Consider the following 13631-nt stretch of genomic DNA (forward strand, 5'->3'; position numbering starts at 1 on the left):
TATATGAGAGTAATGGTTTTCTTTGATTTACCAACTTTAACAGCTAGTGAAAAAAGAGAATATACGAAGTTTCGTAAATTTCTGCTGAAAAGTGGATTTCTTATGATGCAGGAATCGGTATATTGTAAATTGGCATTAAATACTACAGTGTCCTCCGCTATTGTGACTAATGTGAAGAAAAATAAACCGCTAGAAGGACTTGTTCAAATCTTAACAATTACAGAAAAGCAATTCTCTAAAATTGAAATGATTACAGGCAATTTTAAATCAGAAGTTTTAGACAGTGATGAAAGGTTAGTGGTAATATGAAGTTAGTATCATCAGATTTTTCTTTTCAATTAGAATTGGAAGAAAGCAAAGTAAATCTATTAATTATTGAAAATCCAATTATTTTTTCTAAGATTATTTTAGAATTATTAAAACAATCTGAAGGGAATGAAGGAAGGTTTGTATTGTCGCAGGAAGGGAAAGTGTTAAAAATTGAGGATAATATATTTTGTATTATCAATCCTTTAGAGTTGGATTTTAATCAGAAAAATATTATTACAAAATTGTATAGCAGGTTGAAGGAAGAAATTATAAATACAGAACTTCTTTTAGAAAATAATTCTATCTATGCAGATATTTTTCAATATATTCAAAAGGTCATTGATACTATTTCATATCCATTGACTTACAAAGCAGATATGGAGCCTAATGCTCTTTTTAAATTATTAAATGTTAAGTTTGAAGAAGTCCAAGAAAGTCTTGTTGAGCGAATTATTGATTATATAAAGATAATGCAACAGATTTTAGGAAAAAAAATTGTAGTTTTGGTAAATATAAAAGCATATTTATCCATAAATGAGTTAGAACAATTATATAGAGAAGCAGCTTATCAAAAATTGAATCTTATTATCTTAGAAAGTCATTTATCTTCAAGTTTAAATAATGAAGTAAGATATATTATAGATAAAGATTTATGTGAAATATATTGAAAGAATTTATTTTTTATGAAATAATGTTAGTAATTGCTATATGAATTTACGGTGTTGTGGTGGCACTGTTGCCGATTTGAGGTTTGAGAATGGTGTAAATTCATATGGTAGTCAAACTACACTAGCGATTGCATGGGCAATGAACGAGTTTGAGAATGGTGTAAATTCATATGGTAGTCAAACAAGTGTAACACCTTTATTTAGCGTAATACAGTTTGAGAATGGTGTAAATTCATATGGTAGTCAAACACAGAAATGCTTATACAACTAGTGAACTCGGTTTGAGAATGGTGTAAATTCATATGGTAGTCAAACTTTATTCTTTGTTCAGTCACAATAACTCGTGTTTGAGAATGGTGTAAATTCATATGGTAGTCAAACAAGGAAGGCCATGACAAACAGTTGGAACTCGTTTGAGAATGGTGTAAATTCATATGGTAGTCAAACTCTAATATGTTGTTATTTTGGTCTCTTGCTGTTTGAGAATGGTGTAAATTCATATGGTAGTCAAACCTTCTTAGCTGTTACATCTATATAGCCATCGTTTGAGAATGGTGTAAATTCATATGGTAGTCAAACTGCAAATCTAGGATGACCGCCTACCATTGCGTTTGAGAATGGTGTAAATTCATATGGTAGTCAAACTTGTTAGATGTATTAGAAATTATGTTAGAAGTTTGAGAATGGTGTAAATTCATATGGTAGTCAAACTGCGAAAAATAATAGTCCACTGCATTTTGTGTTTGAGAATGGTGTAAATTCATATGGTAGTCAAACATTGACAGCGAAGCTGACAACACTCAATCAGTTTGAGAATGGTGTAAATTCATATAGTAGTCAACATTTTTCATATATGCAGTCCCCCCTCTTGTGTTTGAGAATGGTACAAATTCAATTGTAGTTATTATGATCTAAACTTTGCTTTTAGGATAAAAAGGTTTTAAAGAATCTAAATATGAAATATGAAAGTATTAAAATTTTATTCTGGAAGAAATCGGAAACTCTGTTATAATAGCATTTATGTAGGGGTGCATAAATTGTTAGAAAAGTTTGAAAGAGTAAATATTTATTTCATTTAAAGATTTGTGCATAGCCGTAATAGCTATGCTTTTTTTGATGAAAGATCTGATAAAGAGTAAGGGAGATTCAAAATGAGTGATTTTAAAATTATTGAACAGGGTGCAGCGAAACTTTTGCTAAACAGCTGGATCCAACAAGTAGGTAAAATACAGACGGATTATAAAGATGATTTTGCAGATATGGACTTTGAAAATACCGAGTTTGACGACGAACTGGAACAAGTAAAAAATGCAATTGATAGTCATTGTAATCAACTAATCAGTGATATGAATGAGTCAGGAATCTAAAGATAATAAAGGGAGTTATCATTATGAAACAGGAAGAAAAGAAGGAAATAGAACAGGAATTATTCCGTGACGTTTTGGAAAAACAGGAAGTATCTGAACAGAAAGAATTGATGAAAGAATTATTTGAAAACCGTTTAAAAGAAAGGGAAGCTCTTATTGAGTTCTATGAGTTTTTAAAGGGGAATGAATCTGTGTTTTCCCATAAAAATATTACTTGTACAAGATCAGATAATCAATGTATGGTGCTTACCTTTTCTGATAAAGAATTGCGGATAGAGCAGGACAAGCTTCGGAAACTTGTAAGAGACATGAAAGATCTGAAAGAAGAGATTTTACCGGTCGGAAGTGTTGTAGATTTAAAGAAGGACAAATTTCAAAATTTCCCCGGAATTGAAAAGGTGGACAAAATAAGAGTCAATATCATCCATCGGTTTTTGTTGAATGAAGGTAGTGACACTTACTTTACATATGCCGGGGTAATCTATCCGATAGGAGCATTTGGGGGAAAAGATTGTATTCAATTTACTGGTGAATTAATTAGTAAAGTAGTTTTTAAAGGATTTTCGGATCAGGAGGAAGAAGCTTTTGTCTATCTTATAAAACGAGGGCTTTTATTGGAACAGAACAGAAATAGTTTTGAGGCAGGAGAAACTTATAAGATACAAGAAGGGAAAAAAGAGGAATAGGGGGAGTGATCAATGGGAAATAACGATGTTATCAAGATAAATCCGGAAAGAATAAAAAGAAGTGCCAGTCAGATCCCGGCGGCGAAAGCAGCACTGGAAAATGCATCCAAATCGTATATCAACGATACGGTGGGAATATTTGAAGAATTTAACAGCAGTTATGCAGATTCCATGATAGCGGTGTTAGACAATATGCGTGATATCTTTGATAAGAAATTGTTGCTGCAATTAGAGCAATATGAAAAAGGGGTAGAGGATGTCGTGAAAATGTTTGAAGATACTGATGCGGACTCCGAGAAGAATCTAAGGGAGATCGCAAAATGAAACTGGACATAAGAATAAATTATAGTAAGCTTGACAGAATTCATACTTATACCGTAGGCTATATACATGCATTAAGCGATGCAGCTGATGCGATAAAAAAAGTACAAAAAGAGCTTCGCAGGCAAGAGTCCAAAACGGTGAGCAGCTTATATGATCTGGGAGAAAGAATACTTAAGAAATATGAAGATATGATATCAGCATTAGAAGATATCAAAAATAGCGTCAAGGATTATAACCTATCCATGTATGATATCATCGCTCCAAAAAATGAAGAATTGGATATGCGGATTGATTTTCTGGATCTTGCAGCGAATGTTGCAACGATCAAGTTGAGGGCGGTACAGTTCTACGATATTCCGGCAGATCTGGATGGGAACAGCCTGTCTGTCGTACAAGATATTCCGGGAAAAATCGCAGTTGCTGCCGGCGTTGTTGTAATGGCAATCATAGATGAGGCGACCAATCAGAAAAACGGATATTTTAAAACGCTGCTTGATATTAAAACGAATAAGATGCCTGCTTGTGCAACCGCTATAGAAGTTGAGTCATGTCGTTTGGATAAAATTTTAAAGGCGGCGTTGGAGTTTCAAGCAAAAGATATTTATTTTAGTGGCAAGGCCACTATTATGTATGGAAAATATACCAATGTTATTGAGTTCTATACTGACTGGAGTGTTGACCGAGTTCAAACAATGCTGGCACAACTGGAAGGAGCCTGGGATGCGGTTAAGGATTTCTTTGTGGGAATCGGAGCAATCATCATTACCTATATTCCGGCGATTCCGGCATCGGTGGAATATCTTTTAAAGGATCATCCATCCAAATGGTCCATTGATACCATTGACAAGGCGAACGCAATGACAGATACGTTGAAAGGCTATTTGAATGATCCTTTTAGTCTGGTAGAGAATATCAGCCAGCAGGCAAGTGATACCTTAGATAAAAAAGGTACAGCCTATGCAGCGGCCTATGTTGTTACTGATTTGATTGGGATTGATTTTGCAATTGGTAAGATTTCGAAGTATGCTAAGACGCTGGCTAAGTCAGATGAGATAGTGGAAGGGGTGTCAAAGGTTGATGATGCAGCAGAAGGGACTTCTAATATTAATAAGGGGGTTAGACAACCTGTATCAGTAAGTGCAAATGAAATAAGATTTAGTCAAAGTTCAATTAATGGTGCAGATGAAATAATTAGTAGCATGAAAGCAAATGGTTGGAAGGGTGACCCGATTGATGTTATTAAAATGAGTGATGGTAAGTTGACTACAATAGATAATACAAGAGTAGTTGCAGCAAGAGAGGCAGGAATAGATGCACAAGCGATTATTCATGATGCTAATGAGCTTCTACCAGAAAATCTAATTGATAGATTTACAACTAAAAAGGGTGTTCCAAAAACATGGGGAGAGGCAATTGAATTAAGAATTGGAAAGCAAAAATCATCATTTAGAAATAATAATCCATTTGGAGCAGATACTATGGAAAGGATAGGTAAATAATTATGAATATAGAAATTTTAGAAAAGAAATTAGGAATTGATGGGTTTCAATATCCAGATTCATTTATCAAAGCAATAGAATTAAATTTATTAGATTTTGATTTGTGGTATATAATGGATGAAGAAAGGGTGTTAAATAGGTTAAAAGGAGTTACAGAAAGGTACCCTAATAGAAATCTAATACCTTTTGCAAGACGAGATGACAATGATGATATAGCATGCTTTGAAGTAGGTAAAGGTGAGAAAGTCCAAATAATACATGATTTTGCATCAGAAGGTTATGAGCAAAGAAAAGAATATAATGATTTTTGGGCTTGGTTAGAAGACGCCATTAGTGAAATGATTGAATTCAATAGAGAATAAAAAAGGAGATGAGTCTTATTAACTATTTGCAATTAAGTAAGGAGATATCATACGCTCTTAGACATGCTCCTTGGGAGTATGAATTGGAGTTAGATGAAAACGGGTGGGTTAGTGTAGAACAATTATTGACTGCTTTAAAAGAAAATAGTAAATGGGAAAGTGTAACAATAGAAGATTTAGAGCATATAATTGAGAGTTCAGATAAGAAGAGACATGAATTAGTTGATGGTAAAATTAGAGCTTTATATGGGCATTCTGTACCGAAGAAGATAGTAAAAGAAAGTTCAGAACCGCCAGTAATATTATTTCATGGAACTGCAAGGCGTTTTTTAGAGTCAATAGAGAATAAAGGTCTATTACCAAAAGGAAGACAATATGTTCATTTATCGAATGATATCGAAACTGCACTTCAAGTTGGTAAAAGACGTGATGATAAGCCAATTATTCTTGAAATTGATGCTAAAAGGGCTTGGGATGAAGGAGTTAAGTTTTATTTAGGTAATGATAAAGTATGGTTAGGTGATAATATACCAAGCAAATATATAAAAGTCACTTCATAATTAGCTTTAATCTAATAGCATAAAAATATGATTGTTATAAGTGATTAGAAGTATATAAATAATTTACTGCATAATCTAAATAAAGTAGTGAGTAGGGGAAAAGGGGGCAGAGTGGCAGGAGAAATTGAAAAGTTAATTCTAGTTGAAGAAACTAAAAATACTTTGTAAAATCTTTACCACCTTATCCCCCTTTCAACCTAAAGTATAAGAAATATCGTTGTAATTGAAATATCGATACTGCAATAGTGTCGGTATTTTTTTAGTTAAAATTATATTGATAGTAGATGATGAAGAATAAAACTGAAATAGTACCAATACTTTTAAAAGCCAAGACAACTAGGGATAAAACCCATCGTAAGCTGATAAAGTAGTAAATCCTAGACTCAATAATTCCACTTGAAAGTTAATGGAATTAAGAACATATAATATGTAGAGGTGAAATAATAGCACTCAAAAATAAAAAGAATTGAAAAGATGAAACATATAAATAAATGGAACTTGGAAACTAAGCGCTTACGATATACCGGCATTAAAATAAGGAGAAAGTTTATGGATAAATATATTTACAAAGTAACTGGAGATTATAAGGACTGGTTAGAAATGAAAAAAAATGATACAATTTTTCATAATGGTAGTTTAATAGGATTTATATCTTATGCTAATGATAGGTTAGAGTTGAAATTAAATTATGGAACAGATTTGTATTATTATTCTGAGATAAGAAAAGCAGGTGACATTATTATCACAGTACCAACGAAAGAGTACTTATTGAAAGATGATTATATGTACATTCCTTTAGTGTTTGATGAGGAGGAATACGAAGAGCTTGTTGAAATTAGCTATGTTGATAGAGAGTTATTAAAAAATATACAACAAGTAAATAAACAAGACCTTTACAACATATTATTAAACAACTTTAAATGTGGATTTGGCATAACAGAGTATTTAGAATTTAATGATATTATAAATAGTATCATTGGTTTTTCAGAAGATGAAGCTGAATTAGCAGAACGTATTAATAATATGATTAGTAACAAAAGTATAAATTTACAAAGAATTGGAGAAAAAGGTTCAAAGAATATTACTATTTATATTGACTTTTTAGGAAACTTATACGAGTGGAACTCCTTAGTAAAAATTGGTGATAAATTTTACATAAAAATCGTAGATGATTATGTGATGGAAGTGTAATGGAAGGCAAAAAAATTATGGGATTTTACGGCTTTATGTGAAATGATTGGAAGATTTTCGGATGATGAAGAAGAACTCTAATATGTACTGTAGTAAAAAGGAAATTAGAGATAAAGTAAAGAATATATTAGTATTAAATAAAGATTTGGATTGGCAGAAAAAATTAGTATATTGTCTTGATAATCAAAGGAGTGTGGAAGAGTTAAATATAATATGTAAGTTAATTTCTTTTGATGATGAAGAATTATTTGAAATGTGCATAGATGCTCTAAGAGCATTCGACAATGAATTAGGACGTTCATTTATGAAAAAAAATTCGGAAATCATAATAGAGGTAGAAAAGAGAATGGTTAATAAAGGATATGTCACAAAAAGAGTGCTAGAGGATTTTCTTGAAAAGTTTGTATAACATGTTTAAGAAAGCTAGAACAAAAAGCTTGACATTCCAAAAATTTTTCACTAATATAAAGTTAAGATTGTAATTCAAAATGAAAAGGTAATGAGAAAGAGGAGTACAGATATAGACTTAAAAGAGAGAGATGCTCACCGGCTGAAAGGCATCTTTGAGAAATGTATCTGGAAGGTAGCTTTTGAACCGGATTGCTGAACAAGATAACTTTATTAGGCAGTCACGCTTTGTCAACGTTAAAAGACTCTTAAGATATATATTACTTAATACGAAGTAATATATAAAAAAGGTGGTACCGCGATATATTCGCCCTTTACAGAAGTAAAGGGCGTTTTTTTGATATAGGAAATTGCTATACAATTCCTATTAAGATCAAAGGTAGGAAACACTTTGCTCAAAAAAAGAAAGAAAGGAATGGAATCATGGGAAAAGAATTAGAAAAGACTTATAATCCTCAAGGGTTAGAAGACAGAATATACAAAAAATGGGAGGACAACAAATTCTTCAGTGCAAAGGTAGATAGAAGCAGAAAACCATTTACCATAGTGATGCCGCCTCCTAATATCACAGGGCAGCTTCATATGGGACATGCGTTAGACAATACGTTGCAGGATATTTTGATACGTTATAAAAGAATGCAGGGATATAATGCACTTTGGCAGCCGGGCACCGATCATGCCAGCATTGCGACCGAAGTCAAAATTATAGAGGCCTTGAAAGAAGAAGGCATTGATAAAGAAGAATTAGGAAGAGAAAAATTCCTAGAGCGGGCTTGGGAATGGAAAAAAGAATACGGTGGACGAATCATTAATCAGTTGAAAAAAATCGGTTCTTCTGCAGACTGGGACAGAGAACGTTTCACTATGGATAAAGGCTGTTCCAAAGCAGTAGAAGAAGTATTTGTGAAATTATATGAAAAAGGTCTTATATACAAAGGTTCCAGAATCATAAACTGGTGTCCAATATGTCAGACATCTATTTCCGATGCAGAGGTAGAGCATGAAGAACAGGCAGGTCATTTCTGGCATATTAAATATCCGGTAGCAGGTACGGATGAATTTGTGGAAATTGCTACGACCAGACCAGAGACAATGCTTGGAGATACAGCAGTTGCAGTACATCCGGAAGATGAAAGATATCAGCATCTGATTGGAAAAATGGTAGTATTGCCTATTTTGAACAAAGAAATTCCAGTAGTTGCAGACACCTATGTAGATAAAGAATTTGGAACCGGTGTCGTAAAGATTACTCCGGCTCATGATCCTAACGATTTTGAAGTTGGGAAAAGACATAATCTACCTGAAATCAACGTTATGAATGATGACGCCACAATCAATGCAAAAGGCGGGAAATTCGAAGGAATGGACCGATATGATGCAAGAAAAGCTATTATAAAAGAATTAGATGAATTAGGTCTATTAGTGAAAGTAGAAGATCATACCCATAATGTTGGGACACATGATCGTTGCAATACAACGGTAGAACCTCTTGTAAAACAACAATGGTTCGTTAAGATGGATGAGTTGATCAAACCGGCAGTTGAAGCAGTCAAAACCGGGGATATTCAATTGTTACCAGAAAGAATGGATAAGAGTTATTTCAACTGGACAGATAATATCCGGGACTGGTGTATCTCAAGACAGCTTTGGTGGGGACATCGAATTCCAGCTTACTATTGTGAGCAATGTGGAGAGGTTGTCGTTGCCAAGGAAGCAGATAAGCCCTCCGTTTGTCCAAAATGTGGAAATGAACATATGACACAGGACGAAGATACGCTTGATACCTGGTTCAGTTCTGCATTATGGCCATTCTCTACTTTGGGCTGGCCGGAGAAAACAGAAGATTTAGACTATTTCTATCCAACGAATGTACTGGTAACAGGATATGATATTTTGTTCTTCTGGGTTATCCGTATGGTATTCTCAGGATTCGAACATATGGGGAAAAAACCATTTGATACTGTATTATTCCATGGATTAATAAGAGATTCTCAAGGACGCAAAATGAGTAAATCATTAGGTAATGGTATTGATCCGTTAGAAATTATTGAACAATATGGTGCAGATGCATTACGTCTTACACTGGTAACAGGGAATGCACCGGGAAATGATATGCGTTTCTATTATGAGAGAGTTGAGGCAAGCCGGAATTTTGCAAACAAAATATGGAATGCATCTCGTTTTATTATGATGAACCTTCAGGATAAAGAGCTGGAAGAACCGGAACTTTTCCATTTAAAAACTGAGGATCGCTGGATTTTATCTCAATTAAATCAGTTGATTCAAGACGTGACAGAGAATATGGAGAAATTCGAGTTGGGAATTGCGGTTCAAAAAGTATATGATTTTATTTGGGAAGAGTTCTGTGACTGGTATATAGAAATTGCAAAATTTAGACTTTATAAAAGGGAGTACAATGAGGACTCTGCAGATATTGCATTATGGACATTAAAGAAAGTGCTGATTGAATCATTAAAATTATTGCATCCATTTATGCCATTTATCTCAGAAGAAATCTTTTGTACATTGCAGAACGAAGAAGAGTCTATTATGATCTCTCAATGGCCACAATACAAAGAAGATTGGAATTTTTCATTAGCATCAGAATCGGTAGAATTAGTGAAAGAAGCAGTTCGTGCAATTCGAAATGTGAGAGCAGAAATGAATGTACCGCCTAGTAGAAAAGCAAAAGTATATTTAGTACTGCAAGATACCGTAACATGTGAAGTATTAGAAAATATGAAACAGAGCTATCAATCTCTTATGTTAGCGAGCAAAATCCGTATTCAATCAACGAAGGAAGGAATTTCTCAAGATGCAGTTTCTCTTGTAATTCCTAATGCAGTGATTTATATGCCGATGGAAGATTTGATAGATTTTGAAAAAGAAATGGAGCGTTTGACCAAAGAAGAAGAACGTTTGACCAAAGAACTAAATCGCGTGAATGGAATGTTAAGTAATGAAAAATTTATGAATAAAGCACCGGAAGCGAAAATTCAAGAAGAAAGAGAAAAACTTGCAAAATATGAAAGTATGATGGCAGAGATAAAAGAAAGATTAGCACAATTAAAAAAATAAATGACTAAGAACAGGGATTGAAGTAGTAAAAGATATAAAATTCTATTATTTCAATCCCTGAATTCATTTCTGTCGTCGACCAGAGAAGATAGAGGAAATATTTGGTAGAATTAGAATGAGAAAAAGTAAAATCCAAAAATAGAAACTGCTTGCATAATATTGTTACTATATTATAATGGTAAGAGAATCTTATCAAACAAAAGAGTGGTGTTTTTTTTGAATTACGAAGAGACAGTAGAGTATATCATGGGAATTTCAAAATTTACCAAAAAACATACTCTAGACAATACAAAGCAGTTGCTTAAAGAATTAGGCAGTCCGGAAAAAAAATTAAAGATCATTCATGTGGCAGGGACGAATGGAAAGGGGTCTGTCTGTGCATATTTAGCATCATTATTATCGCAGACAGAAAGAAAAGTTGGTTTATTCACGTCTCCGCATTTGGAGGATATACGTGAAAGAATTAAGATCAATGGTGAAATGATTTCGAAAGAAATCTTTTTAGAGGCCTTTCAAAGTGTAGAAAAAATTGCAAACAAAATGGAAGAACAAGGGTATCATTATCCTAATTTTTTTGAGTTTATTTTCGCCATGTCTCTTTTTGTTTTTCGTAAAGAAAAGGTAGAGTATGCAGTTTTGGAAACAGGTTTAGGAGGAGAACTAGATGCTACCAATGCAGTAGAAAAGCCTGTTGCTGCTATTATTACATCAATTAGTCTAGATCATACAGACATTTTAGGAGATAGTATTGAAAAAATAGCAAAGGCAAAAGCAGGTATCATTAAACCACATATTCCAATCATATTTGATGGAAATAATGAAACGGCAGCCAGGGTGATTGAGAGAAAGGCAGAGGAATGTCTTAGCCCAAACTTAAAAATTACGAAAGATTCTGTTAAGATTTCTAAAATTACTGAAAAAAATATTGATTTTTATTTCCAGAGTAGTTATTATTGTACTAGTATTACTGTGCCATTTGTTGCCAAATATCAGGTAATGAATGCTGCCTTAGCAATCAAAGCGCTTGAAACCTTAGAGATTTCGCGTGAAATTTCAACAGAACAATTAAGAAGTGCAATTATAAATGTGAAATGGGAAGGCAGGATGGAGCAGGTTTTAGATGGAGTCATTTTAGATGGAGCTCATAATGAAGACGGAGTAAAAGCATTTCTGGAAACAGCAAATGAACTTGTAAAAGGTAGAAAACTTATTATACTGTTTTCCGCATTAAAAGATAAATATTATAAAAAAATGATAGAAAGAATTGCTACGGGTCTTTCACCTGAATGTATCATAGTCACGCAGATAAGTAACGAGAGAGCGGCTTCTATGAATGAGTTAGAAACAACATTTCGCAAATATACAGAATCAGAAATTATTGCAGAAAGAAAAATAGAAACAGCATTTTCAAAAGCTCTTGAAAAAAAAGGTGAAAACGGGATTGTGTTTGCAGTTGGTTCCCTTTATATGATAGGAGAATTGAAGGGCGTTATTAGGAGGTATTATCATGATTGATTTTGAAGAAGAATTGAAAAAATTTCATCCAAGCTTGGAAGTGGAAGAGGCAGAAGAGATTATTTATAGTCAGGATTTAACTGATATGACAGATATATTAGTACAACTTATGAAAGAGACGAAACATACACAACAATAGTAAGGTGGAGAGTAAAATGAATTGTTTTAATTGCAAAGCCACATTGACTGATTCTGATTTTTGTACAGAGTGTGGGGTAGATGTAGCTGTTTACAAAAAAATATTACGCTTATCCAATCATTACTATAATGTGGGATTGGAAAAAGCCACAGTACGTGATTTATCTGGAGCAGTTACTTCTTTAAAGAAGAGTTTGAAATATAATAAAGAAAATATCCAGGCCCGTAATCTGTTAGGGCTGGTCTATAATGAAATGGGCGAAACAGTGAAGGCTCTTGGAGAATGGGTGATAAGTAAGAGCATGCAGTCCCAACATAATTTGGCAGATGATTATTTGAAAGCAGTCCAATCAAATCAGGGACGTTTAGATGCTGTTAATCAAACAATAAAGAAGTATAATCAGGCTTTGTTGTACTGTCAACAGGAAAGTGAAGATTTAGCAATTATACAATTAAAGAAAGTATTATCCTTAAATCCAAAGTTAATTCAAGGGCATCAATTAATTGCCTTATTGTATATGAAACAAGGAGAGTGGGAGAAGGCAAGAAAAGCTTTAAATACAGCTATTAAGATAGATACGAATAATACCACAACACTGCGTTATCTAAGAGAAGTGAAAGAGCAGATGCATAAAGGTGCTTCTGTTGTTAAGAAAAAATCCGATAAAGTTTCTTATGTCAATGGGAATGAGGTCATTATACAACCTACAGGTCTCAAGGATTTTTCAGGAATATCGATAGTGGTCAATATAGGAATAGGAATATTAATCGGACTTTGTGTTGCCTGGTTCTTAATTGTACCGTCGATTAAGCAATCTTCAAACAGTGATGCGACCAAGGCACTTGTGAAAGCAAATGAACAGATTGCATCAAAGAACGCTAATATCAGTAGCCTGAAAGCGAAAGTGGAAGAAGCAAAACAAGAAGCAGAAGCTTCTTTAAAAAAAGCCCAGGATAGTGAAGCTGTAGTTACTTCATATGAACAGTTCGTTACTGCATTAAATGCATATATGGGAAAAGATGATAATGCAGCATATCAGGCCCTTACAGCAGTTAACCCGGATCAATTATCAGAGGCTTGTAAAGGGATTTATGAGACTTTTAAATCAGAACTTAATGAGAAATTGGTAGGAAGTTTGTATACAGAGGGTAAATCTGCTTATTACCGGAGAGACTATTCTCTGGCAGCTGCAAAATTAGAACAGGTAATTGCAATCGATGAGAAATATTCTTCGGGAGATGCGATTTTCCATTTGGCAGAAGCGTATAGAAAGTTAGAGGACAAAGAAAAGGCAATTGCTACTTATCAAAAAGTAATAGAATTGATGCCGGGTACTGCAGAGGCATCCACAGCTCAGGATTATATTAGTCAGCTGCAGGTAAATGAAAATCAACAAACGGACGGTGCTCAAAATGGTAGTCCTGATAATGGTATGAATCAACCGACGACTGAATAATTGTATAATTTAAAAATGAACTAGATGAAAGATCACTCACACAAAAGACGTCAATTATAATTGGCGTCT

14 protein-coding genes, 1 CRISPR repeat array and 1 other annotated feature are annotated in these 13631 nt (G+C 33.7%); all 14 genes read left to right on the plus strand.

Features of this window, described 5'->3' with window-relative positions; all coding sequences use genetic code 11:
- The first annotated feature begins 3 nt into the window (after nucleotides 1-3).
- The 14 genes from cas2 (at nucleotide 4) to DWV06_RS17230 (ending at nucleotide 13562) form a co-directional block, all read left to right on the plus strand.
- Complete coding sequence (gene cas2 / locus DWV06_RS17170; RefSeq protein ID WP_115483432.1) at nucleotides 4-309, plus strand: CRISPR-associated endonuclease Cas2; 306 nt, start codon at nucleotides 4-6, stop codon at nucleotides 307-309.
- The gene (csn2, locus tag DWV06_RS17175) at nucleotides 306-977 is read left to right on the plus strand and encodes a type II-A CRISPR-associated protein Csn2 (RefSeq protein WP_115483433.1); all 672 of its coding nucleotides are present in this window, start codon (nucleotides 306-308) and stop codon (nucleotides 975-977) included. Before cas2 ends, csn2 begins: the two co-directional genes overlap by 4 nt.
- A gap of 81 nt (nucleotides 978-1058) precedes the next feature.
- Nucleotides 1059-1820: direct repeats of the CRISPR family, unit length 36 nt; unit sequence GTTTGAGAATGGTGTAAATTCATATGGTAGTCAAAC.
- Nucleotides 1821-2128: 308 nt separating this feature from the next.
- Nucleotides 2129-2344, plus strand: a complete 216-nt coding sequence (locus tag DWV06_RS17180; RefSeq protein WP_115483434.1) for a hypothetical protein — start codon at nucleotides 2129-2131, stop codon at nucleotides 2342-2344.
- 23 nt (nucleotides 2345-2367) lie between these two features.
- A complete protein-coding gene (locus DWV06_RS17185) occupies nucleotides 2368-3030 on the plus strand; it encodes a DUF4176 domain-containing protein (RefSeq protein ID WP_115483435.1) in 663 nt (220 codons plus the stop codon).
- Nucleotides 3031-3042: 12 nt separating this feature from the next.
- Nucleotides 3043-3354 carry a hypothetical protein gene (locus tag DWV06_RS17190; RefSeq protein WP_115483436.1) on the plus strand — a complete coding sequence of 104 codons (312 nt, stop codon included), beginning with the start codon at nucleotides 3043-3045 and terminating at the stop codon, nucleotides 3352-3354.
- On the plus strand, nucleotides 3351-4853 hold the full coding sequence (locus DWV06_RS18725; protein WP_205027782.1) for a hypothetical protein: 1503 nt from the start codon (nucleotides 3351-3353) through the stop codon (nucleotides 4851-4853). Before DWV06_RS17190 ends, DWV06_RS18725 begins: the two co-directional genes overlap by 4 nt.
- A 2-nt stretch (nucleotides 4854-4855) precedes the next feature.
- Complete coding sequence (locus DWV06_RS17200; RefSeq protein ID WP_115483437.1) at nucleotides 4856-5215, plus strand: SMI1/KNR4 family protein; 360 nt, start codon at nucleotides 4856-4858, stop codon at nucleotides 5213-5215.
- A gap of 17 nt (nucleotides 5216-5232) precedes the next feature.
- Complete coding sequence (locus tag DWV06_RS17205; RefSeq protein WP_115483485.1) at nucleotides 5233-5775, plus strand: RNA 2'-phosphotransferase; 543 nt, start codon at nucleotides 5233-5235, stop codon at nucleotides 5773-5775.
- A gap of 549 nt (nucleotides 5776-6324) precedes the next feature.
- Nucleotides 6325-6966 carry a hypothetical protein gene (locus tag DWV06_RS17210; protein ID WP_115483438.1) on the plus strand — a complete coding sequence of 214 codons (642 nt, stop codon included), beginning with the start codon at nucleotides 6325-6327 and terminating at the stop codon, nucleotides 6964-6966.
- Between the two features lie 61 nt (nucleotides 6967-7027).
- Nucleotides 7028-7375 (plus strand): hypothetical protein, encoded by a 348-nt coding sequence (locus DWV06_RS17215; protein ID WP_193726036.1) that lies wholly within the window; start codon nucleotides 7028-7030, stop codon nucleotides 7373-7375.
- 81 nt (nucleotides 7376-7456) lie between these two features.
- Nucleotides 7457-7692 (plus strand) — a binding site (T-box leader).
- Nucleotides 7693-7797: 105 nt separating this feature from the next.
- Nucleotides 7798-10452, plus strand: a complete 2655-nt coding sequence (locus DWV06_RS17220) for a valine--tRNA ligase (protein WP_115483439.1) — start codon at nucleotides 7798-7800, stop codon at nucleotides 10450-10452.
- A gap of 216 nt (nucleotides 10453-10668) precedes the next feature.
- Complete coding sequence (locus DWV06_RS17225; protein ID WP_115483440.1) at nucleotides 10669-11967, plus strand: bifunctional folylpolyglutamate synthase/dihydrofolate synthase; 1299 nt, start codon at nucleotides 10669-10671, stop codon at nucleotides 11965-11967.
- Nucleotides 11960-12106, plus strand: a complete 147-nt coding sequence (locus DWV06_RS18660) for a hypothetical protein (RefSeq protein WP_193726037.1) — start codon at nucleotides 11960-11962, stop codon at nucleotides 12104-12106. Before DWV06_RS17225 ends, DWV06_RS18660 begins: the two co-directional genes overlap by 8 nt.
- Before the next feature lie 16 nt (nucleotides 12107-12122).
- Nucleotides 12123-13562 carry a tetratricopeptide repeat protein gene (locus tag DWV06_RS17230; RefSeq protein WP_115483441.1) on the plus strand — a complete coding sequence of 480 codons (1440 nt, stop codon included), beginning with the start codon at nucleotides 12123-12125 and terminating at the stop codon, nucleotides 13560-13562.
- Nucleotides 13563-13631 lie beyond the last annotated feature (69 nt).

The sequence above is a fragment of the Anaerosacchariphilus polymeriproducens genome (assembly GCF_003363435.1).
Lineage (GTDB): Bacteria > Bacillota > Clostridia > Lachnospirales > Lachnospiraceae > Anaerosacchariphilus > Anaerosacchariphilus polymeriproducens.

What these genes read in the sequence shown, in the direction of transcription:
- cas2 (WP_115483432.1), top strand. Translation starts at nt 4, where the DNA reads ATGAGAGTAATGGTTTTCTTTGATTTACCAACTTTAACAGCTAGTGAA.
- csn2 (WP_115483433.1), top strand. Translation starts at nt 306, where the DNA reads ATGAAGTTAGTATCATCAGATTTTTCTTTTCAATTAGAATTGGAAGAA.
- DWV06_RS17180 (WP_115483434.1), top strand. Translation starts at nt 2,129, where the DNA reads ATGAGTGATTTTAAAATTATTGAACAGGGTGCAGCGAAACTTTTGCTA.
- DWV06_RS17185 (WP_115483435.1), top strand. Translation starts at nt 2,368, where the DNA reads ATGAAACAGGAAGAAAAGAAGGAAATAGAACAGGAATTATTCCGTGAC.
- DWV06_RS17190 (WP_115483436.1), top strand. Translation starts at nt 3,043, where the DNA reads ATGGGAAATAACGATGTTATCAAGATAAATCCGGAAAGAATAAAAAGA.
- DWV06_RS18725 (WP_205027782.1), top strand. Translation starts at nt 3,351, where the DNA reads ATGAAACTGGACATAAGAATAAATTATAGTAAGCTTGACAGAATTCAT.
- DWV06_RS17200 (WP_115483437.1), top strand. Translation starts at nt 4,856, where the DNA reads ATGAATATAGAAATTTTAGAAAAGAAATTAGGAATTGATGGGTTTCAA.
- DWV06_RS17210 (WP_115483438.1), top strand. Translation starts at nt 6,325, where the DNA reads ATGGATAAATATATTTACAAAGTAACTGGAGATTATAAGGACTGGTTA.
- DWV06_RS17215 (WP_193726036.1), top strand. Translation starts at nt 7,028, where the DNA reads ATGATGAAGAAGAACTCTAATATGTACTGTAGTAAAAAGGAAATTAGA.
- DWV06_RS17220 (WP_115483439.1), top strand. Translation starts at nt 7,798, where the DNA reads ATGGGAAAAGAATTAGAAAAGACTTATAATCCTCAAGGGTTAGAAGAC.
- DWV06_RS18660 (WP_193726037.1), top strand. Translation starts at nt 11,960, where the DNA reads ATGATTGATTTTGAAGAAGAATTGAAAAAATTTCATCCAAGCTTGGAA.
- DWV06_RS17230 (WP_115483441.1), top strand. Translation starts at nt 12,123, where the DNA reads ATGAATTGTTTTAATTGCAAAGCCACATTGACTGATTCTGATTTTTGT.